This is a genomic window from Actinoplanes sp. NPDC048796, from assembly GCF_040650035.1.
Lineage (GTDB): Bacteria > Actinomycetota > Actinomycetes > Mycobacteriales > Micromonosporaceae > Actinoplanes.
Map to the genome: position 1 here is coordinate 15,664 of NZ_JBEZGO010000004.1, position 24,631 is coordinate 40,294.

Genomic DNA, 24,631 nt, shown 5'->3' on the forward strand with positions numbered 1-24,631 from the left:
CCTGGGGTCACCCCCCGGACATGACCTTGATCGTCTCATGCACGTGCGCGGTGTCGGCGTAGGAGTGGGGCCCTTGCTCGGCCGGCCATGAGTCTCGTCTGGAGTTTCACGTCGGTGATGCGGCCTTCATTGACGCCGGAGCTGTAGGGAGAGGTGACAGATTGGACCACGGCCGGCAAGTCTTCGCGGATCACCTTGGCGAAGCTGGGCAGTCCGGGCAGGCGACTCGCCTCGAGTTCGTTGAGCCAGCCCGGTAGCGGTCCGGGGTCGCTGGTATCGAACATGGCCGCGAAGGCTCGGACCGGGGTGTGAGCGCGGTCGAGTTCAGCGCAATGCGCGAGCAGCCGCTGTAGTCGTCCGGCGGTGTCGAGGGTCCGCCGTGGTGGGCTGCTGGTGATCCACCGGGCGACTTCGCGCGGTGACGGCGGACGGTTGCGGGGCTGATCGACCGGCAGGCCCCGGCGCGGCGGTGCGACCGCCATCTTCACGCGTGGACAGTGGCCGAGATAGCCCTTGGCCTTCAGCTCTTCGGGCAGCACCTTCACGCTGTGTTCGCCTTCATCCCAGCGTTGCCGCAGGTACCCCAGGTAGCGGTCGAGCGGGGACGGGACCCGCGGACGCGCGCGACGCACGCACTCCTGCCAGCTGGAGGCGGTTGCACACTTGCGAACGGTGCGCCAGTTGAGCCCCAGCCCACGGGCGGCGGTGGTGTCGCCGGTGAACCTGCCGTCCAGGTGCATGTCGTGCGGAAGTGTGGCGAACGCGGGGAGTTCGCTTTTCGATAGCCGGTGAACGCTGCTGAGGTCGGCTCCGGTCATTGATGCCGCTCCGTTGCGGCCTTCAGGTGCTGGGTCAGGAACAGTGCGGCGCGGTCGAGCGCATGCTCGGCTTCGTCGAGCTGGCCGAGGAAGGCCTGGTACACGTGCGGCACGCCGGCGGTGATGTCGAGGATGACGTCGACCTCGGCGTCGCGGGCGCGTTCGGCCAGCCGTACCGAGTCGTCGAGCAGCAGTTCGTTGGTGCCGACCTGCAGCAGTAGTGGCGGGAAGCCGGTCAGGTCGGCCAGGACAGCAGGGGCGAGCAGTTCCTGGTTCGGGTCCTGCCCGCCCAGATAGAGCTCGCCGGTGTACGCCATGCCCTCGCGGGTGAAGAGTGGGTCGATGCCGGCTTTGGTATCCATGCTGGCGCCCGTGCGGGTGTGATCCAGCCCGGGCGAGAACGCGACGATCGCGCCCGGCACCGGCAGCCCGGCCTTCTTGGCGGCGAGCGTGGTCGTCACGGTCAGGCCGCCGCCGGCCGAGTCTCCGGCAAACGCGATTGATTCCGGGTTGACGCCGTCGTCGAGTAGTGCGCGGTAGGCGGCGAGACAGTCCTCGATCCCGGCGGGGAACGGGTGTTCCGGTGCGAGCCGGTAGTCCAGCGACAGCGCCCGGAACCCGGTCCGATTGACCAGGCCGGCGGTCAGCCCCATCGCGGTCTGGGGGGAGCCGAGGGAGAACGAGCCGCCATGGAAGTACAGAATCGTGGCGTCCGGACGGATCTCGCCCACCGGTTCGACCAGGACTGCGGGCCGACCACCGAGCGTCGTCTCCGAGGTTCGCGCAGGCGGAACCGGGAACAGCGCCATCAGCTTGGCGAAGTTCTCGCGCATCTGCTGCACCGGCACCGGCGTGAAGCTCTGCGGGCTCTGCCGCAGCATCGCGTCGACCGTCGCACGTTGTGCCTTGCTCATCGCTGTACTCCCTAACCTGCAAGCGGCTAAACTGTATGCCGTGGAAGATATTTACATGCCGCGGCATCTAACTGCGAGCCGTCGGCGGCAAGTGTGACTTTTTTCAGCGACCTGGTCAGATGCGAGACACGGCTGTACAACAGCTTGAACGACCTGATGCGCACCCGGCACGGAATCGCCGCATCGCAGTTCGAGTCGCTGCACTACCTGCGCGATCACCCCGGCGCGCGGGTCGCTGACCTCGCCGAGTTCTTCGCCGCCGGCGTCGGGGCGATCAGTAAGGGCATCGACCGCCTCGAAGGACGCGGATGGGTCAAGCGGATCCCCAACCCGGCGGACCGGCGATCCTCGCTGCTGGAACTCACCGACTCCGGCCGCGCCCTCGTCAGTGATGCGAGCACCACCTTCACGACCATCACCGAACTTATCCACGCGGTTCTCGAACCCGAACACCTGGACGCTGCGACACAAGCGCTGCGCATGCTTCGTGCCGCACTCGAACGCGACAAGATCGGCATTCCGGTTGGCTGACCGATGAACATCCACTTGGCTGAGAACTTTCCGTTATGGCACTTTCGGGCATCCCCGGCAGAACACGATTTGTGTCATGGAAGGGTCGTTCCTGAGCGAGTCGCGTCCCGCCTCGACGGGATCCTGGTCAGGAGGGTTCGCGAGGGAGCGAACCCGTTGGTCGCTGCGGGATGCTTCCGGCGAGGCGCCGTTCGCCGCGGTGATTGGCAGGCCGCTCGTTGTTGTGGAGCCGACCCGCAACCACCAGCTGTAGCCGGCTAACGCCCGGATCTGCCGATGAGCGGATGTCGCTTCAATCCGGGTGCGGGTGGTGATCTCGTCCGGGTCTCGGATCGGCACCGGCACGCCGGTATTGGCCGGGCGCCATGTCGAATCGGCGTTTGAAGGCGTTGCTGAAGGCGAATGTCGAGGTGTAGCCGACGCCGGCGGCGATCGCGTCGAGTGGGGCGTCACTGGTTCGCAGTAGGCGAGCTGCGGTAGTCAACCGCCACCAGGTGAAGTAGCGGACTGGCGGCTGGCCGATGGGTCCGGCGAACCGGCGGGCGAAGGTTGCCCGAGACATCCGCGCCCGGTCGGCCAGGGTGGCGACAGTCCAGGGCCGTGCCGGTTCAGTCGGCGTTCCGGTCCAGGACGTTGCGGAGCGCGTACACCAGCAGGGTGTCCAGCAGCGCGAGCACGAGTGCTTGCGTGCCTGGCCCGGGCTGGCGGAGTTCGGCGGTGAGGAGTCCCGCGGTCGCCTGCAACCGCGGGTCGGCCTGTGCGGCGGCGCGGATGTGGATCACTTGGGGCAGGTCGCGGAGCAGTGGATGGACCAGATCGGCGTTCATCTCGTAGGCGCCGCACAGCAGCAGTCCACCGGCGCCGTCGCGGCGGCCGTCGGCCGCGGCCGGCCGTGGGATCCGCGTTCGAGCCGACTGTTGGGGCGGGGTGTCCGCCAGCAGGTGAGCGTTGCCGTGCGGGCGGAGTGGCCCGTCGGTGATCATGCTCGACGAGGTTCCCCGTCCGGCAACGTCTCCCAGCGCCACTCGCTTAGGCCTCGGCACATTTGGCGTATGCGGCTCCGCACCGGAACCTGTACGCCGACACGCGGCCGGCCCCGCAGCCGAATGCCGAAGGTTTACGCCGACCGCAGGTATCGCCACGACAAGTACCGCACCCTGGTCCGGGAACTGGGCATCACCCCGGTCATCGCACGGCGCGGCACCGAACACGGGGCAGGGCTGGGCAAGCTGCGGTGGGTCGTGGAACAGGGCTTCGCGCTGCCGCACTGGTTCCGGCGACTACGCATCCGCTGGGAAATCCGCCACGAGGTCCACGAACCCGGTAGAGCGCGGCGTTGGCTTGCCGGTCGCCGCGGGTATCGGGGCGGCGCCGCGGAGCATGGCGCACGCGGCCTCGGAGGGGGCCGGTCGTGATTCTCCCCGGCGCTGACCAGGAGCTGGCCGGCGACCTCGGCGCCGACGCCGTTGGCGGCCAGCAGGCTGGGGCACATCGCCGTGACGAGGGGTCGAAGATTTTGGTGGACAGGAGTGCTCGTCGACATCTTCTCTGTCAGGCTGCGACCGGGGTGGGGCCGGCGATGGTCACGCGGTCGCGGCCGGCGTTCTTGGAGGCGTAGAGGGCGCGGTCGGCGGACAGGACCATTTCCTCGGGGGCCTGGGTGGCGGCCACGCCTACCGAGACTGTCACCTGGTGGAAGCGGTCGCCGGCCACCGCTATCGGGGTGGCGGCGATGGCCCGGCGCAGGCGGTCGGCGATGTCGGCGGCCTCGGCGGGGCCCGCGCCGGGGAGCAGGACGGCGAACTCCTCGCCGCCGTAGCGGGCTACCAGGTCGCCGGGGCGGACGGCGGCGTGCAAGCGGTCGGCCACCTCGACCAGGACGCGGTCGCCGCCGGCGTGGCCGTAGGTGTCGTTGACGGTTTTGAAGTGGTCGATGTCCAGCAGCAGCATGCTCAGGTCGGCGTCGTGGCGGGCCGCGCGGGACGACTCGGAGCGGAGGGACTGCTCGAAGAAGCGGCGGCTGCGCAAGCCGGTCAGGGCGTCCGTGATGGCGGCGTGCCGCTGGGCGCTGACCAGGCCGGCCATGCGGCCCATGACCAGCAGGAACAGGAGGTTGCAGACGAGGCCGGCGACGATGATGTGCGAGGTGGCGCCGCGCAGGTACTGCACCATCATGACCGTCGGCGCCATGATGGCGGCCACGGCCAGGACGATCAGGCGGCGCGGGGTGGCGTCGGCCGTCACCGCCGCGTTGCGGATCAGCAGCCGGGGCGCGGCGGGGTGGGCCACGCCGGCGGCCAGGATGAAGGCGGCGCTCATCCAGAAGAGGTCCAAAATGTTGCCGGCTCGGTAGGTGCCGTCCAGGATTTGCACCATGTAGAGGGTGTCCGAGAACAGGACCAGGGCCAGGTAGGCGCCGATCATCAGGAGCGGGGCGGTGCGGGCGCCGCCGATCATCAGGCGGGCGCCGACCACGATGAGCATGAGGTCGCCCACCGGGTAGGCGACGGAGACCAGGGTGGCGATGTTGGCCGCGCTGATCTCCATGGTCGGCAGGATCGTGAACTCGAGGACGAGGTAGCCGGCGCTGACCGCCACGATCGCGGCGTCGAGGGCGCTCGTGAAGTCGCGGCCCGGGGTGCGGCGGCGTACGAGGAGCAGGAGGCCGCTGGCCAGCAGCGGGTAGGCCGCCAGGTAGCCCAGGTCGGCGATGCTGGGGTACGCCACCTCGCCGCCGACCAGCGCGAGGAAGTAGAAGACCACGTCACCGAAGATGGAGGTGAGGGCCGACGCGGCGAACAGCAGCAGGATGGCGCGCAGGTCGCGGCGGCGCCAGGCGGTGATCAGGCAGCTCAGCGCCAGGACTCCGTTGGCGCTGGTGTACAGGGCGACCTGTGCACCGCCCCAGTCCGGGCCCAGGTGCAGGAACCAGTAGTAGAGGGCGATCACCGGGACGCCGAGGGCCAGGATGAAATGCCACCCCGCCCATCGGCGGAGCGGCGCGGTCAGGAAGGCCATCGGCACCTCTGAAGCCTGCGCCGGCCGGGGCGTTCTTTCCGGTGTGGTTCGGGTGCAACCTGGTTGCACCCGAACCCCGGGGTCAGTGGGCGGCTGCGCCCTCGGTGGGGGTGGAGCCCCGGCGGACGCCGATGACGGCTACCGCGGCGGCGGCCAGGCAGAGGAGGGCTGTGGTCAGGGCGGCCACGTGCAGGCCGTTGATGAAGGCCTGGCCGGCGCCGTCGGTCACCGCGGCCCTGAGGGTGGCGGTCATGTCGGGGGAGACCGGGGCTACGCCCATGGCCACCGCGTCCTTCGCCTCCTGCAGGCCGGTGGCCAGCGGGGCGGGAACGCCGGCGCCGGTCAGGGCCGTGTAGAGGGTGGCGCCGGCCCTGCTGCTGATCAGGGAGACCAGCACCGACGTGCCCAGGGCGCCGCCGATCTGCAGGGCGGTGGCCTGCAGGCCGCCGGCCACGCCGGCGTCCCGCACCGGGGCGTTGCCGACGATCGCCTCCGAGGAGGCGGCCATGATCATGCCTACTCCCAGGCCCAGGAGGATGAACGAGGGCCACATCACGGCGTACGGGGAATCGGTTCGCAGGAGCAGGAAGCCGAACGAGGCCAGCGCCTGCAAGGCCATGCCGAGCGGCATCGTCAGGCGCGGGCCGAACCGGTCGGTGAGGGCCGCGCCCAGCGGGGACGCCACCACCGAGGCCAGGCTCAGCGGCAGGGTGAGCACGCCGGCCATGACCGGGGTGTAGCCGCGGACGTTCTGCAGGTAGAGCATCACGTAGAAGATCGAGCCGAGCAGGACGAAGAAGTTCACGGCGGTCAGCACCGTGCCGATGGTCAGGGCCGAGTTGCGGAACAGGCGCATCGGCAGCAGCGGGTGCTCGACCCGGGTCTCGTACCAGCCGAAGACCACCAGGATCGCCAGGCCGGCGGCGATGGTGCCCAGCGTGGCCGCCGAACCCCAGCCCCACGACTCGCCCTTCACCACGCCGAAGACCATCACCACCAGGCCCGCCGCCAGCAGCACGATGCCGGGGATGTCGAACCTGTGGTGACCGGTCGAGTTCTTGCTCTGCGGCAGCACGAAAGCGCTCACGGCCAGGGCGATGACGCCGATCGGGGCGTTGACGTAGAAGACCGACTCCCAGTTGACGTGCTCGACGAGCAGGCCGCCGACGATCGGGCCGAGCGCCGTCGACACCGAGGAGACCATGGCCCAGATGCCGACCGCCATGCCGAACTTCTTCGGCGGGAACACGGCTCGCAGGATGCCCAGCGTGTTCGGCATCAGCAGGCCGCCGAAGAAGCCCTGCACGGCCCGGAAGACGATCACGCCGGTGATCGAGCCGGAGAGGCCGATGGCGACCGAGGCGACGGTGAAGCCGGCCACGCCGACCAGGTAGTAGGTGCGGCGGCCGAACCGGTCGCCGAGCTTGCCGCCCAGGATCAGCGAGGCGGCCAGGGCCAGCAGATAGGCGTTGGTGACCCATTGCAGGCCGGCGGTGCTGGCGTTCAGGTCGCGGCCGATCTCCGGGTTGGCGATCGACACGATGCTTCCGTCCAGGCCGACCATGAACAGGCCGAACGCGACGGCGATCAGGGACAGCCAGGGCTTGTTCCGCCTCGAGACGACGGTGGGCGGGGTGGGCGCCTTGGTGAGGGTGGTCACTTACTCTCCTGCTTGATTTGTTCCACGATGCGGTGAAGCACCGGAAGCGCCGCGGCCACATCACGGCGCTCCGAGTCGGTGAGGGTGGTCAGGGCCGCCTCGACGTAACCGGTGAACAGGTCCCGTACGGCGTCGTGCCGCTGCCGCGCCTGGTCGGTCAGCCGCAGGCGGACGACCCGCCGGTCGTCCGGGTCGTTCTCCTTGACCAGCAAGCCGCCGGTGACCATGGCGGTGACCAGGGCGCTGGCGTTGTTCGGTTTGAGCTGGAGCTCGCCGGCGAGTTCCCGCACGGTCGTGCCGGGATGCCGCCGGACCAGGCGCAGCGCCGAGAGCTGCAGATCCGGCGGCCGCGGGAAGTCGATCTCGGTGTCGGCGCGGCGCTCCAGCGCCCGGTGCAGCGCCGGCGCGAGTTCCACGACTTCGGCGGCGATCTCGTTCACCAGCCGAGTATTAGGTATGACGGCATACCAATATAAGCGAGTGAGTCTCAGGTCACCCGGGGGCGGCGCCCGGGGCACACCCGGGACCGACCAGGGTGTCCCACCGGCTCGGCGGGGGTGCTTCGGCTGACAAGCTGTTCACATGTCGACCATCCGCATGCACGAGACCACCACCCTCACCCCCGAGCAGTTCGTCGCCGGGCTCACTGACTTCGGGCCGGGCCGGCAGAAGCTGTTCGGCAACAGCTCCGACGCCGACCTGAAGGTGCACGAGCTCGGCGCCACCCACGCCGATGTGACCGAGGGCGGCGGCGGAGTCTGGGAACGCCTGTCCTACGACTGGTCCGATCCCACCCACGTGACCATGAAGACCACCGACTCCAACATCTGGGGCGGCGACTCGGGGCACACCTACACGCTGACCCGGCAGCCCGACGGCACCACCACCCTGGACGCGGTGGTGGTGCGCGAAGGGAAGAACCTCAAGGGCAAGGTGACCGGGCTGCTGCTCGGCAGCGTCGGCAAGGGCGTCCTGGTCAAGGCCCTGCACAACACCGTCAAGGCGATCGAGGCGCGACAGGCCACGATCAACAGCTGACCTGTCAGGTGAGGACCACGCGGGAGCGGACCTGGCGGAAGCCGGTCCGCTCCAAGGCCGCCAGCACCTCGACCCGATAGGAGTCGACGTCGGCCACCACCTCCCGGGCGCCGCCCTCGGCCAGCACGCGGACCGCCTCGGCGATCAGCTCCTCCCGGGCGCCCGCGTCGAGAAGACCCAGATAGCCGATCAGCGGATAGCAATGGTCGCCGGCGGCGGCGACAAAGCCCGCCTCCTCGGCGACAAGCCAATCGGCGGTACGCAGCCAGGGCAGCGGAGCGGAAGCAAGGTCGGCGCCCAGCACGGCGAGCGCGGTCTCGGCCCCGGTGACGACGTCGGGCCGCCCGATCCGGGCGACCAGGGCGGTGATCTCGTCCTCGCCGGTGACCGGGCGGAAGGCGTACCGCCCGCTGGTGGCCGGCAGGGCCGCCCCGGCCCAGGTCAGCCGGAGCCGCTCCCCGTGCTCGACCAGGCCCGCGCGGCGCGCGGCCGCTAGCCGTACCTCGACGACCGCTTTCGACTCGGGCCTCTGCCGCCAATGCGCGGGAGCGGCGGCGTAGTAGGGCAGCGGACCACCGAGCGCCTCGTGGGCCGCGGTGAGAAGGGCGGCGCCGATCTCCGGACTGGCGGCGTCGAACCGTTCCAGCCAGGGCCGGCCGACGGCGCCGGGCGGCAGAACCCACGCGGCGCGGGCGACGAGCTCATCGCCGCGCAGCGCCACCCAGGCGCGCGGCAAGGCGAAACCGCCGGAGGCGAGGCCGTCGGCGAAGGACGCCTGGCGCAGCTCGGGCAACGGATCGGGCAGCGAGTCGAACAGATCTTCCTCACCCGCGACGAGCGGGCGGAATGTCACAGCGGTCATGCCGGGCCTCCGGAAAGGAGCGCGCCTCGCTAGAACCGCGGAGACGCCGGGCCGCGGAAGGGGCGCAGAACATCGGACATTGTTCTGACCTCCCTTCGGCTTGTCGGCGTGCCGGATCACGATATCAGGAACCATCCATGCCGGGTGAAGCGTCCCGGCGGCGGCGTCGGCCAGGCTCCGACGCATGACCGGTATCAACGAAACCCGCCCGGCCGTCAACGCCGGCAAGCTCTGGGCCGGCGGCGCGGCCACCGCCGTGGTGGCGGCCCTGATCGCGATCGCCGGGATCCTGTTCGGCCGCGGCCTGTTCGACATCGACGTGCTGGCGCCCAAGGGCCAAGGCACGTGGGGGGACGCGTCGACCGGCTGGTACGCCTTCGGCGCGGGCATGGCGGCCCTGGTCGCCACGGGCCTGGTCCACCTGCTGCTGCTGACCACGCCACGTCCCATGCGCTTCTTCGGCTGGGTGATCGGCCTGGCCACGGTGGTGGCGATGCTGGCGCCGTTCGTCACCGACGCGAGCCTGGGCGCCCGCGTCTACACCGCCGGCCTGAACATGGTCCTCGGTATCGCCGTCGGCTCCCTCGTCGCGGGCGTCGCCAAGTCGGCCGTCATCCGCGTTCCCCAGCCGCCGGCGTCCCGCCCGTATCCGCGCACCTACAGCTGACAGCGAACGCCGGCCGTCCCCGGGCGATCGGGGGCGGCCGGCGCGTTCGTGCCTACTGGCCGAGGATGCGGGCCTTCTGGGCCTCGAACTCGGCGTCGGTGAGGATGCCCTGGGACTTCAGATCGGCCAGCTGCTTCAGCTGGTCGATCTTGGCGGACATGTCGGGGGCGGCGGGCGCGGCGGCGGCGGGCGGAGCCGCGACGTAGACCTGCTGGGGCGGCGGAGCGTAGGCCGGCTGCTGCGGCTGCTGCGGCATCTGGTCCTGCGCCTCCTGGCGGGCCCAGCGGCCGTCCTGGCGATGGCGCACGCGGCCGGAGACCGCCGACGCGGTTCCCGCCACCACGGCGGTTCGGGCTATTCCTCGGAGCAGGCCGGGCATCCGGTCACCTTCCCTTCGCCGCGTACTGCGGCTCTGTCTCGTCCAAAGCCTGAAGCAATTGCTGTACCGGGATGCGCCCGCTCGCCAGCAGCTGAGCGCCCACGTGACGCAGCTGGCGGGCCAGCGGGGCCGCCCACGTGTTCTCGTAGACCAGGATCACCGCGGCCGCGCCCGGCTCCAGCAGCTCGCCGGCCTCCCGCAGGTCCTCGCCGCCCAGGACGCCGGAGGCGGCGCCGTGGAAGGAAGCGAGGCCGTTCCCATCGAACTCGGATTCCTCGAGGACGCTCACCTTGCCGTCCGGGCTCTTGCGGACCAGCGCGATGTCCAAAACCCGGATGATGTGCCGGTCGACCAGATCTTCCAGCAGCGAGAACGCCTTGCCGTCCATGCTGCCGGGTGGCAGCTCGACGCACAGGTAGTCGATGGGGCCCATCTCGTCGACTTCGGGCATGTCGATCCTTTCAGTACACCGGGCTCGGAGCGCCCGAGATGTGGGTGAGAGCGACGATCTGGCCGCGCGTCGCGGCGACCCGGCCGGCCAGGTCGCCGATCCAGCGGTGTTCCAGCAGGACGGCGAGCACCTCCATGGCGTCGTCGTCGAGCAGTTCCGCCACGTCGGTGATGTCGGTTTCGGTGATCAGCCCCGTCGCCAGGGCGGCCAGGACGTCGGGGTCGCCGCGGATGCCGGGCAGGTCGATGAGCTCGACCGCGTAGCCACCACCGGCCTGGTCGCTGCGGACCACCAGCGCGTCGACGACACACATCTGGTCGGCCCGCTCGAGCCGGTCCAAAGTCGCCCATACGCCGTCGTTGAGATCCTCCGCGGGAAAGGACACGACCATGAGTTCCAGCGGCCCCAATGCCATGCGTCTCAGCGTGCGCCAGGCGGTGGGGGCGGGATTCATCCGGCAGGGATGAATCGGCCCGCCACGCCGATCGGCGACGGTCGGAGCATGACGAGCAGCGTGCCCACGGCGGCCGAGGCTGCCGGCGACGGCGACCAGCCCCACCAGGTGCAGACCAGAAACGCGAGTGAGGTCGAGCTCGAGCGACTGCGCGCCGAGGTTGCCGATCTTCGCGGCAGATTGACTACCAGAAAGCGGACCGGCGGCCGCCGGGTCCGCGGTGTCGTCGCGGCGATCCTGGCCGCGGTCGCGGCCTTCGCGCTGGTGCTCAGCGTGGTCGGCCTGTGGGCGGCCCGCACGACTTTGAGCACGGACCGCTGGGTCGGCACCGTCGCGCCGCTGCCGCAGGATCCGCAGATCTCGGCCGCGGTCGCCGAGTACGCCACCGCGCAGACCTTCGCGGTCCTGAACGTGGAGCAGCGGCTGCGTGACGTCCTGCCCCCGCAGGCCGCGTTCGCCGCCGGCCCGATCGCCGGGCAGCTGCGCACCCAGGTCCGCACCGTGGTGACCACCGTGCTGCGCAGCGACGGCTTCCAGACCGTCTGGATCGAGGTCAACCGCCGCGTCCACGACCGCGTGATGGCCGTCGTGGAGGGCGAGAGCGAGGTGATCACCGCACAGAGCGACCACATCGACATCGATCTGCTGCCGTTGATCAACCAGGCGCTGCGGGAGCTCAGCGCGCAGCTGCCGACGTTGTTCGGCAAGACGATCACCCTGCCCGACCTGAGTTCGGGGGCGATTCCCGACAATCTTCGGGTACGGGTGGAGGACGCGCTCGGCGTGCGCCTGCCGGCCAACTTCGCGCAGTTCACCGTGTACGACGGCGGCCAGCTCAAGGCGCTGCAGGACACGGTGGCCGCCTCGAAGCGGTATCTGGCCCTGTTCGTCGCCTCGACGATCGTGTTGGTGCTGGCCGCTTTCGTGGTGTCGCCGAGGCGGCGCCGGACCGCCGTACAACTGGGAATCTGGCTCGTCGTGGCCGCCGTGACCGTCACGGTCATCGTGCGGGCGGTGCGCCGCCAGGCGGTCGAGCAGGTGCCGGAGGGTGTCTACCGCGACGGCGTCAACGCGGCCGTCGACAGCATCTTCTCGGTGTTGCGGGAGCGGGGCACGCAGATCATCTGGATCGGCGCCGTCCTGGCCCTGATCGCCTATCTGGCCGGCCCCGGCCGGATCCCCCGGTGGCTACGGCGGCAGACCGTCGCCGGCGCCCGGTGGGCGTGGCGGGGCGCGCGCGTGGCCGGCGATCACGCCCCCGGCTTCATCGCGCGCTACCTCGACGCCGTACGGATCGGCGGGCTGGTCGTGGCCGGGATCGCGGCCCTCATCTGGTCGTCCTGGATGAGCCTGCTCGTGATCGTGGTGCTGCTGGCCGCGTACGAGGTGGCCGTGACCCTGATCGCCCGGTCCGCGGACGGGCGGCCGGAAAGCCCTCAGGACGCGGACTTGAAGGCGGCGTGATCGCCCTCGGTCCGGTCCGCGTAGTCCTCGGCGAACCGGACCAGGGCGCGGTCCATGGTGTCGTCCGTGCCGAGGTAGGCGGCGATCGCGATCCGGTCGCCGCCGCGGGCGTGGGCCCGGGCCAGCGTCCACGCGCAGATCTCGCCGTAGACCCGCAGGCCCTCCGGCTTGAACGTCGAGGACTCCATCGTGCCCTTCCAGTCGCGCAGCTGGCGCACGTAGAAGTCCCGCCCGCCGTAGCTCTGCCAGCCCAGGAAGATGTCGCTGTGCGCCTGCATGAGCCGCTGGCCCGAGACCACCCGGCGGCCGTGGTTGTCCCACTCGCCGGCCTCGACGTGCTCGGCCAGCACCGACGGGCCGCTCTCCTTGACCTGCAACAGCAGCGGGTCCTCGTCGTCGCGGCCGGTGAGCAGGATGATCCAGCACCGGGTGCCGACGCTGCCGACGCCGACCACCTTGCGGGCCATGTCGACGTAGGTGTAGCCGTCGAACAGCCGCCGGCGGTCGTCGGGCAGGGTGTCGCGGTAGCCGGCGAGCAGTTCGCGGATCTCGTCCTCCAGGTTCTCGTTGCCCTGGATGATGTCGCGGACCGGCATCAGCAGCGGCGGGTCGGCGACGATGCGCCGGCGGCCGTCGACGACCTGGGTGAGTTTGCGGAACGCCTGCAGGCTCGTCCGGGCCCGGGCCTTGGCCCCCGCCGCCGCTACCTTCTTGCTGCGGGTCTTGTCGAGCTGTGACCGCAGCGACTCGACGTCCGCGTGGGCGTACCACAGATCGAGGTGGCCCATGGCCGCGAACGAGGCCATCGCCTGGCGGTAACCGCGCGCGGCGTCGCGCGTGATGACCGCGCGTTCCTTGCGTTTGAGGCCGTTGGCCCGCCCGGCCAGGGCCAGGCTGGCGATCAGGCGCTTGAGGTCCCACTCGAACGGGCCCGGGTGGGTCTCGTCGAAGTCGTTGAGGTCGAAGACGAGACGCCGCTCAGGCGACGCGAACATGCCGAAGTTGGCCAGGTGCGCGTCGCCGCAGAGCTGGGTCCGCAGGCCGGAGGACGAGCCGGCGGCCAGGTCGGCCGCCATCACGGCGGCGCCGGCCCGGTAGAAGGCGAACGGGTCGGTGCTCATCCGCTCGTGCCGCAGGGGCAGGAGCTCCGGCAGCCGGTTCTCCTCCTGCTCGGCGAGCACCGCGTTGGCGTCGCGGCCGGCCGGGGTGGGAACCTCGGCGTGCGCCTCGAGCGGAACCTGTGCGCGGGCGGCACGGCCGGCCGCGGCCCGTTCGTCCGGTGTCATGTCAGCCCTTGGCGCCGGAGAAGGTCTCGAGCAGGATGTCGCGCTCGCCCTCGGTCAGATTGGTGGCGATCAGCTGGCTGTGCTCGCCGCGGAACCGCTCGCCGAGCCGGTCCAGGTTGCCGCTGTCGGTGACCAGGAACAGCGCCGAGGTGCCCTCGGTGACCTGGGTCCGGATCCGTTCCAGCTGGTCCTTGGAGATGCCGGTGCCCTCGGTCGCCTTGGCCAGCGCGCCGACGCCGGCGCCGACCGCGCCGCCGACGATGGGCACGAGGAAGAGGCCGCCGACCACGATGCCCCAGAAGGCACCCCATCCGACGCCGTGCTTCGCGCTGTCGTGGGAGTGGTGGATGTCGGGCTTCTCGGCGCCCTCGGGCCAGCTGACGATCGCGTGGTCGACGATGTGGATCAGGTGATCGCCGGCCGCTTCCTTGACGATGCCGAACACGTTCTCCGCGCGTTTCGGGTCGTCGAACTTCCACACCGTGAAGGTGGTCATGAGGTGCTCCTAGCGGATCGGGGACGCCGCCATCGTCCGTTGGCGCGCGCGGGGGGCGCCTCATCCGGAGAGGGCGATTCGGCCGGTACGGCGTTCGACAGCAGCCCGTTGACCCAGCGTGTGCTCGGGTCGATGTCGATCAGCAGGCCCTTGGCGAGCAGCGTGAGCGGGATGGCCAGCAGCGCGCCGAGCCCACCCAGCACCCACGCCCAGAAGATGAGGGCCAGGAACGAGACGGTCGCCGACAGCCCCACGGCGTCGCCGACGACCTTCGGCTGGATCACCGACTGGATCACGAAGTTGACCGCGCAGTACATGACGACGACGGCCACCATCAGACCCGGGCCGCCCTCGAGCAGCCCGAGCAGCGCCGGCGGGATGAGCCCGATGACGAAGCCGATGTTCGGGATGTAGTTGGTGATGAACGACAGCAGACCCCACAGCAACGGCAGGGGCACGCCCAGGGCCCACAGCCCGATGATGTCGATGACCGCCACGATCAGCCCGAACACCGTGGAGACGAGCAGGTAGCGCCGGGTGCCCTGGGCGAACGACCGCAGCGCGCCGACCACCTCCGGGCGCTCGCCGGCGGTCGAGACCAGGCGCCGCGGGAAGTCGACGGTGTCCAGGCACATGAACAGCAGCACGGCGAGCAGGAAGACGGTGTTCGACAGCGCGCCGGCCAGGCCGCCCAGGATGCTCTCGGCCGCGTGCAGCACGGTGCCCGAGTCGATGCCGGACAGCGCCGAGTGCACCTGGTCGGTGCTGATCCCCAGGCCCGCCAGCTGCCCGGCCAGGTCGTCCCGCAGTTGTGCGAACTGGTCCTGGTATTGCGGGATCAGGTCGAGCAGCCGGGCCGCCGACACGTAGAGGGCGCCGCCGAGGGCGAACAGCACCACGTTGACGACGACGATCGTGGCGAGCGCGGCCAGCCACACCGGGGTGCCGCGGCGGCGCATCCACTCGGTGAGCGGGCTGACCGTGACGGCGAGCATCAGCGCCAGCATGACCGGCGCGATCAGGCCGGCGATGCCCTTCATGCCGGCCACGACGACGACCAGGCAGGCCGTGCCGAGCAGGACGACGACACCGCGCGGCATCGGCGGGCTCAGTGGGGAACTCGGCTCAGGCACAGCACCTCCACCCCGGACCGGTCGAGCCGCTCGATCAGCCGCTCCAGGTCCTGCTCGGACAACCGGCCCTGAATGACGCTCTGCCGCGGCAGAGCCCGGCAGCGCAGGCTGCCCAGCGCTATGCGAAGCACGGGGCCGAGGAAGCCACGGACCCGGAACTCGTACTGCTCCATACCGTCCGACCTTCGCCGAAAGCCGGTGGCGATCCTTCCTCCGACAGGGATGAACGCTCGCCGGTTTCATCCTCGCGAGGTGAGTCGCGGCCCCGCCCGCCCATGGCTGACTGTGCGGGACGCCGCCGCCACGGCGGCGACGGCAAACACCACGCGGCACGAAGGAGAAGGTCAATCATGGCAACTCTGGTCGCCATCGGGTACCCCGACGAGACCACGGCGACGGCGGCGTCGCTGGAGGCGAACCGACTGGCCAAGGATCTCATCATCCAGCCGGACGCGATCGCTGTGATCATCCGGGACAAGGAAGGCAAGTTCCACGTCACCACGAACCATCAGCCGGTCGGCGCGGGCGCGACGTGGGGCATGTTCTGGGGCCTGCTGTTCGGTGTCCTGTTCTTCATCCCCATTCTGGGCATGGCCATCGGCGCCGGCCTGGGCGCGCTCACCGGCAAGCTGACGAAGAACGCCATCAGCAAGGAGTTCCAGGAGCGCATCCGCGACGAGCTCCAGCCCGGCACGTCGGCGTTGTTCCTGGTCGTCGAGGCGGTCACGCCGGACAAGGCCGTCGAGGCACTGAGCCAGTACGGCGGTACGGTGATCAAGTCCTCGCTGTCCAAGGAGGCCGAGGCCGAGCTGCAGGACGCGCTGCACGGCAAGGGCGACACCGTCGCCTGATCCGACGCGACGATCGGACGCCGCCCGCTCGCGCGGGCGGCGTCCGCCGTGAGAGGGGTTGGTGATGGCGCTCTCCGACTGGATACCCGGGCTGCGGGTGGCGGCCACCTACAAGCCGGGATACCTGCCCCGCGATCTGGTCGCCGGCATCGTGCTGACCACGCTGCTGGTGCCGCAGGGCATGGCGTACGCCGAGCTGGCCGGCCTGCCCGCGATCACCGGCCTCTACACGTCGATCCTGTGCCTGGTCGCGTACGCCGTCTTCGGCCCCTCCAAGGTCCTGGTGCTGGGACCGGACTCGTCGCTCGGCCCGATGATCGCCGCGGTGGTGATCCCGATGGTGGCCTCGGGCGGCGACCCGGAGAAGGCGGTGGCCCTGGCGTCGGTGATGGCGCTGCTGGTCGGCGTGTTCATGACGATCGCCGCCGTGGCCAAGCTCGGGTTCGTGGCCGACCTGCTGTCGCACCCGACCCAGCTCGGATATATGAACGGCCTGGCCCTGACCATCCTCATCGGCCAGCTGCCGAAACTGTTCGGCTTCTCGGTCGACGCCGACGGGCTCTTCGCCGAGGCCGGCGCCTTCGCCCGGGGCGTCGCCGACGGCGAGACGGTGCCGGCCGCGCTGGCGGTCGGTGTGGGCGGCCTGATCGTCATCGGCGTGCTGCGCCGCTGGCTGCCCAGGGTTCCCGGTATCCTGGTCGCGGTGGTGCTGGCGATCCTGGCCGTCGGCGTGTTCGACCTCGAGAACCACGGCGTGGATCTGGTCGGCCCGCTGCCGCAGGGCTTCCCGCCGTTCACCATCCCCTCGGTCAGCTGGTCGGAGCTGGGCCTGCTGGCCGCCGGCGCGCTCGGCATCACCCTGGTCTCGGTCACCGACACCATCTCCACCGCCTCGGCCTTCGCCGCCCGCAGCGGCCAGGAGGTGCGCGGCAACCAGGAGATGGCCGGCATCGGCGCGGCCAACCTCGCGGCCGGGCTCTTCCAGGGCTTCCCGGTCAGCACCAGCGGCTCGCGGACGGCGGTCGCCTTCCAGGCCGGCGCCCGTACGCAGGTGACGGGGCTGGTCGGCGCCGCCGCGATCACCCTGATGCTGGTCCTCGTGCCCGGCCTGCTGCGCGATCTGCCCCAGCCGATGCTGGCGGCGGTCGTCATCGCGGCGTCGCTCTCGCTGGCCGACATCCCCGGCATGGTCCGGCTGTGGCGGCAGCGGCGGATCGAGTTCTCGCTCGCGCTGGCCGCGTTCCTCGGCGTCGCGGTGCTGGGCGTGCTGCCGGGCATCGCCTTCGCGGTCGCGCTCTCCGTGCTCAACGTCTTCCGGCGGACCTGGTGGCCCTACCGCACGACGCTGGGCCGGGCCGAGGGGATCAACGGCTTCCACGACGTCCGGGAGCATCCGGAGGCCGAGCTGATGCCGGGCCTGGTGCTGTTCCGCTTCGACGCCCCGCTGATCTTCGCCAACGCCCGCAGCTTCCGGCAGGAGATTCGGCACATCGCGAACGCCGACCCGGCGCCGCAGTGGATCGTCGTCGCCGCCGAGCCGCTCACCGACGTCGACACCACGGCGGCCGACATGCTCGAGGAACTGGACGCCGAGCTCGACGCCGAGGGCATCGCGCTGGTGTTCGCCGAGATGAAGCACCCGGTGCGGGCCAAACTGGACCGGTACAAGCTGACCGGGAAGATCGAGGAGGAGCACTTCTTCCCGACCGTCGAGGACGCGGTGGCGGCCTATCAGCGGCGCACCGGGCGGGCCTGGAGTCATCCGCCTCGGGTGTTGTGACTGAGAGTGATCAAGCCGACGCTGACCGCATGGCCAACTCTTCCGGCGCCGAAGCACGGCGCCTGCACGACGCCGACATCAACGCCACCGCCTGGCGGCGATGGGGCCCGTATCTCAGTGATCGGCAGTGGGGCGGGGTCCGCGAGGACTACAGCCCCGGCGGGGACGCCTGGTCCTACCTCACCCACGACCACGCGCGGTCGCGGGCGTACCGGTGGGGCGAGGACGGCATCGGCGGCTTCAGCGACGACAAGCAGCGCGTCTGCCTGGCCGTGGCGATGTGGAACGGCAACGACCCGATCCTCAAGGAGCGCTACTTCGGGCTGACCAACGGCGAGGGCAACCACGGCGAGGACGTCAAGGAGTACTGGTTCCACGTCGACGGGACGCCCACCCATTCGTACCTGAAGATGGTCTACAAATACCCGCAGCGCGAGTTCCCGTACCACGACCTGGTCGCCACCAACGGGTCACGGGACCGGAAGGCTTTCGAGTACGAGCTGCTGGACACCGGGATCTTCGCCGAGGACCGCTATTTCGACGTGACGATCGAGTACGCGAAGGACGGCCCCGAGGACATCCTGGCCCGGATCACCGTGGCCAACCGCGGGCCCGACCCGGCGATGCTGCGGCTGCTGCCGACCGTATGGTTCCGCAACACCTGGTCGTGGGACGAGGGCGCGCCCCGGCCGGTGCTGCGCGAGGAGGACGGCGCGGTCAAGCTGGAGCATCCCGAGCTAGGGGAGCGGTGGTGGACGGTCCTGGGCGACCATCCGCTGATCTTCACCGAGAACGAGACGAACAACGAGCGCCTGTTCGGCGGGACGAACCGGACCCCGTACGTCAAGGACGCCTTCGATCGTTATGTCGTGCAGGGCGAGAAGGAGGCCGTCAATCCCGAACGGGTGGGCACCAAGGCGGCCGCCGACATCGTGCTGGAGATCGCGCCGGGAGCGGAGACGACGGTCCGGTTCCGGCTCAGCGAGTCGCCGCCGGGTGGGGACTTCGACGCCGTCTTCGCGGCGCGGCGGGCCGAGGCCGACCAGTTCTACGCCGAGACGCTGCACCCGGACCTCGGCGAGGCCGAGCGGAAGATCACCCGGCAGGCGTTCGCGGGCCTGCTCTGGAGCAAGCAGTACTACGAGTACGACGTGGAGCGCTGGCTCGCCGAGCACGGCCAGGACACCCTGGGAGCCTCCACCATCCGCAACGGCGAGTGGTATCACCTGTCCGGCTCCGACGTGTTCTCCATGCCCGACACCTGGGAGTACCCGTGGTTCGCGGCCTGGGACCTGGGCTTCCAGGCGGTCGCCTTGGCCGGCATCGACCTCGGCTTCGCCAAGGCGCAGATCGACCTGCTCCTCGGGCGCCGCTACCTGCACCCCAACGGCCAGATCCCGGCCTACGAGTGGAACTTCGGCGACGTCAACCCGCCCGTGCACGCCTGGGCCGCCTACCTGATCTACGAGGTGGACAAGGCCCGCAACGGCCGGGCCGACCACGACTGGCTGGAACGGACCTTCCACAAGCTGGCCAAGAACTTCATGTGGTGGGTCAACCGCAAGGACGTCGACGGCCGCAACATCTTCCAGGGCGGCTTCCTCGGCCTGGACAACATCGGCGTCTTCGACCGCAGCGCGCCGCTGCCCACCGGCGGCCACCTCGACCAGGCCGACGGCACGGCCTGGATGGCGCTCTACGCGCAGTGCATGCTCCAGATCGCCCTCGAACTGTCCACCACCGACCCCGTCTACCTGGAGCAGGCGCAGACGTACTTCGAGCACTTCGCCTGGATCTCGGTCGCGGTCAATCACGCGGCGGCCGGTGACGGCATGTGGGACGAACAGGACGGCTTCTTCTACGACCTGCTGCGCCTGCCGGACGGCTCGGCCCGCCGGCTCCAGGTGCGGTCCATGGTCGGGTTGCTGCCGCTGGCCGCGGCCACCGTCTACGACCCGCGCCTCATCGAGCACCGGCCCGAACTGGTCAAGGGGGTGCTGGAGTTCGCCGAGCGGCACCCGGCGGTGCGCGCGCTGCTCGAGCCCGGCCTGGCCCCGGGCCCGAACGGCGAACGGCTGCTCGCGCTCTTCGAGCGCAACCGGCTGCGGCGCGTCCTGGAGAAGATGCTCGACGAGGGCGAGTTCCTCAGCCCGTACGGCATCCGGTCGCTCTCCCGGCACCACGCCGAGCACCCGTTCGAGTTCCCGGTCGGCGACCGGGTCTTCGAGGTCACCTACCAGTCGGCCGAGTCGGACAGCGGCATGTTCGGCGGCAACTCCAACTGGCGCGGCCCGGTCTGGTTCCCGGTCAACGCGCTGATGATCAGGGCCCTGCTCAACCTGTACGTCGCCTACGGCGACGACTTCACCGTGGAGTGCCCGACCGGCTCCGGGGTCCGGATGACCCTGTTCGAGGTGGCCCGGGAGATCTCCGGCCGGCTCACCCGGATTTTCGTGCCCGACGAGCACGGCCACCGGCCCTGTTTCGGGGGTCAGCCGATCTTCGCGACCGAGCACTGGAAGGATCTGATCCTGTTCGCCGAGTACTTCCACGGCGACAACGGCGCGGGACTCGGCGCCGCCCACCAGACCGGCTGGACCGGGCTGGTGGCGCTGTTCCCCAACCTGTTCGCCGGCCTGAGCGGGCAGGAGCTGCTGTCCGGCGGCATGACGGGCGTGCTGCGCCCGGGCGGTGAGGAGAGGAAGTCATGAAGGCCGTGTACGAGATCTTCACCTGGCCCTGGCTGACCGGGCTCGCCCGGCGGTACGGCCGGCCGGTCACCCTCGGCGACGTGCCGGGGGAGGTCTGGGACGAGGTGGCCGCGTCCGGCCTGGACGCGGTCTGGCTGATGGGCGTCTGGGAGCGCAGCCCGGCCGGGCTGGCCGTGGCCACCGCCGACGAGGGGCTGCAACGGTCGTTCCGCGAGGCCCTGCCGGACTACAGCCCCGCCGATCTGGCCGGTTCTCCCTATTGCGTACGCCGGTACCGCGCCGACGACCGCGTCGGCGGCCCGGCCGGACTGGCCGCGGCGCGGGCCGAGCTGAGGGCGCGCGGGCTCCAGCTGGTCCTCGACTACGTGCCCAACCACGTGGCCCCGGACCACCCGGCGGTCACCGCGCACCCCGACTGGTTCGTCCAGGGCACCCGGGAGGACCTGGCCCGCGACCCGGCCGGGTTCTTCGCCGCCGGCGACCGGGTCATCGCCAACGGCAAGGACCCGTACTTCGCCCCCTGGCCCGACGTCGCCCAGCTCAACGCGTTCTCGCCGGGCCTGCGCGACGCGGCGGCCGAGGCGCTGATCAGCATCGGCGACCAGTGCGACGGCATCCGCTGCGACATGGCGATGCTGCTCACCAACGAGATCTTCGCCCGCACCTGGGGCGACCGGGTGGGCGCCGCCCCGGCCGAGGAGTTCTGGCCCTCGGTGCTGGGCCGGGTGCGCGAGCGGCACCCCGATCTCACGCTGATCGCCGAGGTCTACTGGGACATGGAGTGGACGCTGCAGCAGCAGGGCTTCGACCTCTGCTACGACAAGCGGCTCTACGACCGGCTGGCCCACGAGGACGCCGGCTCGGTGCGCAAACACCTCACCGCCGGGCTCGACTACCAGCGGCGGCTGCTGCGCTTCATCGAGAACCACGACGAGCCGCGGGCCGCCGCCACCCTGCCCGGCGGGCGGGGGCGGGCCGCCGCCGTGGCGATCGCGACCCTGCCCGGCACGACGCTGTGGCACGACGGGCAGTTCGAGGGCCGCCGGGTGCACCTGCCGGTCTTCCTCGGCCGCTTCCCGGACGAGCCGGCCGACACCGGCCTGCGCGAGTTCTACCGCAAGGTGGCCGGCGCGGCCGCCATCGCGCGCCGCGGACAGTGGACGCTGCTGGAGCCGGGCGGCTGGCCGGACAATCCCACCCACCAGGACGTGCTGGCCTGGTCCTGGCACGACGAGGGCACCCGGCACGTGGTCGCGGTGAACTTCGGCGACCACGACTCCCAGGCCCGGATCGCCCTGCCCTGGGCGGATCTGGGCGGCCGGGCGTGGCGGCTGACCGACCTGGCCGACGGCCGGGTCTTCGACCGTGACGGCGACGACCTGGCCGGTAACGGCCTCTACGTCGGCCTGCCACCGTGGGGATACCACGTATTCAGCTTCACGTAGTCGTAACACGACCGTCGGTCACGTCTATCCGATTCGAACGATGTGCACGGGTCCAGCCCCCGCAAGGGTGAGAGTCGTGCTCGAGACATTCGCCGACAACGCGATCCTGGCCAGCAAGTTCGCTGTGCCGGCGGCGCCGCCGTTCATGGTGGAGCGGCCGGCACTGCGCGACCGCGTGACCGAGGGAGTGCACGGATCGGTCACCCTCGTCACCGCCGTCGCCGGCGGTGGCAAGACCCAGCTGCTCGCCTCGTGGGTGCGCAGCCGCCCGGTGGACTGGCCGATCGCCTGGATCACCGTGGAGAGCGACGACGCCTTCTGGGTCTACCTGGTGGAGGGCCTGCGCCGGGCCGGGGTGCGGGTGCCCGAGCTGGTGCCGGTGACGCCCGGCATGGGCGCCGGCCGGGCCCTGCTGACCCGGCTCGCCGGCATCGTGGCCGCCCAGCCCACCCCGGTCGTCCTGATCCTCGACGGCGTCTCCCAGCTGCCCGGCGACCGCTGGGCCGACGGCCTGGAGTTCCTCCTCGAGCACACCGCCAACCTGCGCGTGGTGCTGGCCGGCCGCTGGGACCCGCCGCTGCCGCTGCACCGCTACCGGCTCGCCGGGCAGCTGCGCGAGATCCGTACGGCCGATCTGGCCTTCACCGACGCCGAGACCGCCCACCTGCTCGACCTGCACGGGGTGCCGCTCGACGCGGCCCACCGGCGGGCCCTGCTGACACACACCGAGGGCTGGGCCGCCGGCATCCGGCTGTGCGCCTGCGCCCTGCAGTCCAGCGAGAACGCCGAGGACCTGGTCGCCACCATCTCCGGCGACGACTCGACCATCGCCGAGTACTTCCTGGCCGAGGTGCTGCGCATCCAGGCGCCCGAGGTGCGCCGCTTCCTGCTCGAGACGAGCGTGCTCGACACCTTCACCCCGGGCCTGGCCACCGCCGTGACCAGCCGGTTCGACGCCTCCCAGCTGCTCGCCGAGCTCACCCGGGACAACGCGTTCATCCAGCCGGTCGGCGAGGGTTCGCACGTCTACCGATACCACCGCCTGTTCGCCGAGCTGCTGCAGGCCCAGCTGGCCTGGACCGAGCCCGACCTGGTGGCCGAGCTGCACCAGCGGGCGGCGGTCTGGCTGGCCGACCACGGACGGCTGGAGGAGGCCGTGGACCACGCGGTCCGCGCCGGCGACTGGAGCACGGCGGCCACCATGGTGATCGAGGACTACGCGGTGGGCCGGCTGGTCATCGAGGGCGGTGCGGGCCGGCTGGGCCGGCTCTTCGCCGGCCTGCCCCAGCACCTCGCCCACGCCGAGACGGTGGTCGTGCGGGCCGCCATCGCGTACGGCGACGGTGACCACCTCGGCGCGGCCGACCAGCTCCGCTACGCCGGTCAGCTGCTCAGCGTGCACGGCAGCGGCTGCGGTGACGGGATCACCCTGGCCTGCTTCCTGCTGCGGATCCTGCTGATGCGCGGGGCCGACCCGGACCGGGTGGACGAGCTGGTACCGGTGGCGAAGACCTTCCTGTCGGTGGCGCCGGCCGGCCGCCTGGCCCGGCACCCCGAGCTGCCGGCGCTGCTGCGGGCGGCCGAGGGCATGGCGCACAGCGACGCCGGCGCGGTCGACCGGGCGGTCGAGGCGCTGGCCGAGGCGGTGGCGCTGACGCCGGTCGGCAGCGAATCGCTCAAGGTGGACTGCCTGCGGCAGCTCGCGCTGCTCGAGGCGCACCGCGGCCGGCTCAGCCGGGCCGAGACCTTCGCCCAGCAGGGCCTCGACCTGGCCGCCCAGTGCGGCCTGACCGGCGCCCGGTGGCCCGGCGGGGCCGAGGTCGCCCTGGCCTGGGTCGCGCTGGAACGCTACGACGTCGAGGCGGCCGACCGGCACCTGCGCGCCGCCCAGCCGCTGTGCGGACCGGGCGGCGACCCGCTCTCGGCGGCGGCCTACACCATGGTCAAGGCACGCCGCCTGCAGACGCGGGGCGAGCAGCGCAGCGCGCTGTCCACACTGACCACCGGCACCGTTCCGGCCGCACCGGCCTGGCTGCGCTCGGCTCTGGTACTCGGACACTGCCGCCTGCTGATCGGCTCCGGTCACCTCACCGAGGCCGCCGTGATCCTCAGCCCCTACCCGGCTCCGCGGCCGCCCGAGGTGGCGATCGTGGACGCCGCCCTGCTGCACGCGCGCGGCGACGCGGTGCGGGCACACGAGGTGGCCCGGACCGTGGCCGACGGGGTGCGCGTGCCGGTGCCGGTGGCCATCGAGGCCTGGCTGCTGCTGGCCGTGCTGGCGGCCGACGCGGACGACGCGCCGGCCGCGCGGGAGGCGCTGCGCCGGGCCATGCGGGTCGCGGCCCCCGACGGGCACCGGCGGCCGATGCACCAGGTCCGCTCGCAGTTGCGCCGGGTGCTGCGAGCCGACGATCAATACCGCTGGCTCGGCGCGGAACCACCGGCCGAGGGGCCGGCCGCGGCCCCGCCGGCGATGGTCGAGCCGCTGAGCCGCCGTGAGCTGGACGTGCTGCGCGGCATGGCCGAGATGCTGCCGACCGAGGAGATCGCGGCCCGGATGTACGTCTCGGTCAACACCGTGAAGACCCACGTCCGCAGCATCCTGCGCAAATTGTCGGCGGCCCGGCGCAACGAGGCGGTGCGCCGGGCGCGCCAGCTCAATCTGCTCTGATC

General features: G+C 71.1%; 25 protein-coding genes. 10 read left to right on the top strand and 15 right to left on the bottom strand.

What is annotated here, in order from left to right; genetic code table 11:
- Positions 1-35 precede the first annotated feature (35 nt).
- Both AB0C26_RS18615 and AB0C26_RS18620 read right to left on the bottom strand, forming a co-directional pair.
- The gene (locus AB0C26_RS18615) at positions 36-818 is read right to left on the bottom strand and encodes a hypothetical protein (RefSeq protein ID WP_360248383.1); all 783 of its coding nucleotides are present in this window, start codon (positions 816-818) and stop codon (positions 36-38) included.
- Complete coding sequence (locus tag AB0C26_RS18620; RefSeq protein WP_360248385.1) at positions 815-1,732, bottom strand: alpha/beta hydrolase; 918 nt, start codon at positions 1,730-1,732, stop codon at positions 815-817. Before AB0C26_RS18620 ends, AB0C26_RS18615 begins: the two co-directional genes overlap by 4 nt.
- A gap of 93 nt (positions 1,733-1,825) precedes the next feature.
- Between AB0C26_RS18620 and AB0C26_RS18625 the strand changes: the two genes are divergently transcribed.
- A complete protein-coding gene (locus AB0C26_RS18625; protein ID WP_360248387.1) occupies positions 1,826-2,263 on the top strand; it encodes a MarR family transcriptional regulator in 438 nt (145 codons plus the stop codon).
- A 292-nt stretch (positions 2,264-2,555) separates the two neighbouring features.
- Here the strand turns inward: AB0C26_RS18625 and AB0C26_RS18630 are convergent, their stop codons facing one another.
- Together AB0C26_RS18630 and AB0C26_RS18635 are read right to left on the bottom strand one after the other, a co-directional pair.
- Complete coding sequence (locus AB0C26_RS18630; protein WP_360249971.1) at positions 2,556-2,843, bottom strand: helix-turn-helix transcriptional regulator; 288 nt, start codon at positions 2,841-2,843, stop codon at positions 2,556-2,558.
- Between the two features lie 28 nt (positions 2,844-2,871).
- Entirely contained in the window at positions 2,872-3,246 is a 375-nt protein-coding gene (locus AB0C26_RS18635; protein WP_360248389.1) for a cupin domain-containing protein, read from the bottom strand.
- 69 nt (positions 3,247-3,315) lie between these two features.
- On the opposite strand from AB0C26_RS18635, the gene AB0C26_RS18640 reads away from it, so the two are divergent.
- A complete protein-coding gene (locus AB0C26_RS18640) occupies positions 3,316-3,678 on the top strand; it encodes a hypothetical protein (protein WP_360248391.1) in 363 nt (120 codons plus the stop codon).
- 136 nt (positions 3,679-3,814) lie between these two features.
- On the opposite strand, the gene AB0C26_RS18645 is transcribed toward AB0C26_RS18640, so the two are convergent.
- The 3 genes from AB0C26_RS18645 to AB0C26_RS18655 form a co-directional block, all read right to left on the bottom strand.
- Complete coding sequence (locus AB0C26_RS18645) at positions 3,815-5,281, bottom strand: GGDEF domain-containing protein (protein ID WP_360249974.1); 1,467 nt, start codon at positions 5,279-5,281, stop codon at positions 3,815-3,817.
- Positions 5,282-5,363: 82 nt separating this feature from the next.
- The gene (locus AB0C26_RS18650; RefSeq protein ID WP_360248393.1) at positions 5,364-6,941 is read right to left on the bottom strand and encodes a DHA2 family efflux MFS transporter permease subunit; all 1,578 of its coding nucleotides are present in this window, start codon (positions 6,939-6,941) and stop codon (positions 5,364-5,366) included.
- Positions 6,938-7,381: a MarR family transcriptional regulator gene (locus AB0C26_RS18655; RefSeq protein ID WP_360248395.1), complete on the bottom strand. Its 444-nt coding sequence runs from the start codon at positions 7,379-7,381 to the stop codon at positions 6,938-6,940. The genes AB0C26_RS18650 and AB0C26_RS18655 overlap by 4 nt, the downstream gene beginning before the upstream one ends.
- A 142-nt stretch (positions 7,382-7,523) precedes the next feature.
- Between AB0C26_RS18655 and AB0C26_RS18660 the strand changes: the two genes are divergently transcribed.
- Positions 7,524-7,979 (top strand): hypothetical protein, encoded by a 456-nt coding sequence (locus AB0C26_RS18660; protein ID WP_360248397.1) that lies wholly within the window; start codon positions 7,524-7,526, stop codon positions 7,977-7,979.
- Between the two features lie 4 nt (positions 7,980-7,983).
- Here the strand turns inward: AB0C26_RS18660 and AB0C26_RS18665 are convergent, their stop codons facing one another.
- A complete protein-coding gene (locus AB0C26_RS18665) occupies positions 7,984-8,841 on the bottom strand; it encodes an acetyltransferase (RefSeq protein ID WP_360248399.1) in 858 nt (285 codons plus the stop codon).
- A 184-nt stretch (positions 8,842-9,025) separates the two neighbouring features.
- Here AB0C26_RS18665 and AB0C26_RS18670 point away from each other — a divergent pair, with 184 nt between their 5' ends.
- Positions 9,026-9,508: a DUF6069 family protein gene (locus AB0C26_RS18670; protein ID WP_360248401.1), complete on the top strand. Its 483-nt coding sequence runs from the start codon at positions 9,026-9,028 to the stop codon at positions 9,506-9,508.
- Positions 9,509-9,560: 52 nt separating this feature from the next.
- On the opposite strand, the gene AB0C26_RS18675 is transcribed toward AB0C26_RS18670, so the two are convergent.
- The 3 genes from AB0C26_RS18675 to AB0C26_RS18685 are packed head-to-tail and all read right to left on the bottom strand — an operon-like array spanning position 9,561 to position 10,753.
- The gene (locus tag AB0C26_RS18675; protein WP_360248403.1) at positions 9,561-9,887 is read right to left on the bottom strand and encodes an SHOCT domain-containing protein; all 327 of its coding nucleotides are present in this window, start codon (positions 9,885-9,887) and stop codon (positions 9,561-9,563) included.
- Positions 9,888-9,891: 4 nt separating this feature from the next.
- On the bottom strand, positions 9,892-10,338 hold the full coding sequence (locus AB0C26_RS18680; protein ID WP_360248405.1) for a DUF6325 family protein: 447 nt from the start codon (positions 10,336-10,338) through the stop codon (positions 9,892-9,894).
- Positions 10,339-10,348: 10 nt separating this feature from the next.
- Entirely contained in the window at positions 10,349-10,753 is a 405-nt protein-coding gene (locus AB0C26_RS18685) for a DUF6325 family protein (protein WP_360248407.1), read from the bottom strand.
- An 87-nt stretch (positions 10,754-10,840) separates the two neighbouring features.
- Here AB0C26_RS18685 and AB0C26_RS18690 point away from each other — a divergent pair, with 87 nt between their 5' ends.
- Positions 10,841-12,256 carry a hypothetical protein gene (locus AB0C26_RS18690; protein WP_360248409.1) on the top strand — a complete coding sequence of 472 codons (1,416 nt, stop codon included), beginning with the start codon at positions 10,841-10,843 and terminating at the stop codon, positions 12,254-12,256.
- Here the strand turns inward: AB0C26_RS18690 and AB0C26_RS18695 are convergent.
- The 4 genes from AB0C26_RS18695 to AB0C26_RS18710 are packed head-to-tail and all read right to left on the bottom strand — an operon-like array spanning position 12,229 to position 15,344.
- Positions 12,229-13,542, bottom strand: a complete 1,314-nt coding sequence (locus AB0C26_RS18695) for a DUF2252 domain-containing protein (RefSeq protein ID WP_360248411.1) — start codon at positions 13,540-13,542, stop codon at positions 12,229-12,231. The two genes, AB0C26_RS18690 and AB0C26_RS18695, sit on opposite strands and share 28 nt — an antisense overlap.
- A gap of 1 nt (position 13,543) precedes the next feature.
- Positions 13,544-14,038, bottom strand: a complete 495-nt coding sequence (locus AB0C26_RS18700) for a DUF1269 domain-containing protein (RefSeq protein WP_360248413.1) — start codon at positions 14,036-14,038, stop codon at positions 13,544-13,546.
- Positions 14,035-15,171, bottom strand: a complete 1,137-nt coding sequence (locus tag AB0C26_RS18705; RefSeq protein ID WP_360248415.1) for an AI-2E family transporter — start codon at positions 15,169-15,171, stop codon at positions 14,035-14,037. The genes AB0C26_RS18700 and AB0C26_RS18705 overlap by 4 nt, the downstream gene beginning before the upstream one ends.
- Positions 15,147-15,344, bottom strand: coding sequence for a hypothetical protein (locus AB0C26_RS18710; protein WP_360248417.1), 198 nt, complete (start codon positions 15,342-15,344; stop codon positions 15,147-15,149). The genes AB0C26_RS18705 and AB0C26_RS18710 overlap by 25 nt, the downstream gene beginning before the upstream one ends.
- Before the next feature lie 177 nt (positions 15,345-15,521).
- Between AB0C26_RS18710 and AB0C26_RS18715 the strand changes: the two genes are divergently transcribed.
- From AB0C26_RS18715 to AB0C26_RS18735, 5 genes are all read left to right on the top strand, one after another.
- Positions 15,522-16,022, top strand: coding sequence for a DUF1269 domain-containing protein (locus AB0C26_RS18715; RefSeq protein ID WP_360248419.1), 501 nt, complete (start codon positions 15,522-15,524; stop codon positions 16,020-16,022).
- Positions 16,023-16,086: 64 nt separating this feature from the next.
- Complete coding sequence (gene sulP / locus AB0C26_RS18720) at positions 16,087-17,802, top strand: sulfate permease (protein WP_360248421.1); 1,716 nt, start codon at positions 16,087-16,089, stop codon at positions 17,800-17,802.
- A gap of 29 nt (positions 17,803-17,831) precedes the next feature.
- Positions 17,832-20,513: a glucosidase gene (locus AB0C26_RS18725; protein WP_360248423.1), complete on the top strand. Its 2,682-nt coding sequence runs from the start codon at positions 17,832-17,834 to the stop codon at positions 20,511-20,513.
- On the top strand, positions 20,510-21,958 hold the full coding sequence (locus tag AB0C26_RS18730; RefSeq protein WP_360248425.1) for an alpha-amylase family glycosyl hydrolase: 1,449 nt from the start codon (positions 20,510-20,512) through the stop codon (positions 21,956-21,958). Before AB0C26_RS18725 ends, AB0C26_RS18730 begins: the two co-directional genes overlap by 4 nt.
- A gap of 76 nt (positions 21,959-22,034) precedes the next feature.
- The gene (locus AB0C26_RS18735) at positions 22,035-24,629 is read left to right on the top strand and encodes a LuxR C-terminal-related transcriptional regulator (RefSeq protein WP_360248427.1); all 2,595 of its coding nucleotides are present in this window, start codon (positions 22,035-22,037) and stop codon (positions 24,627-24,629) included.
- Positions 24,630-24,631 lie beyond the last annotated feature (2 nt).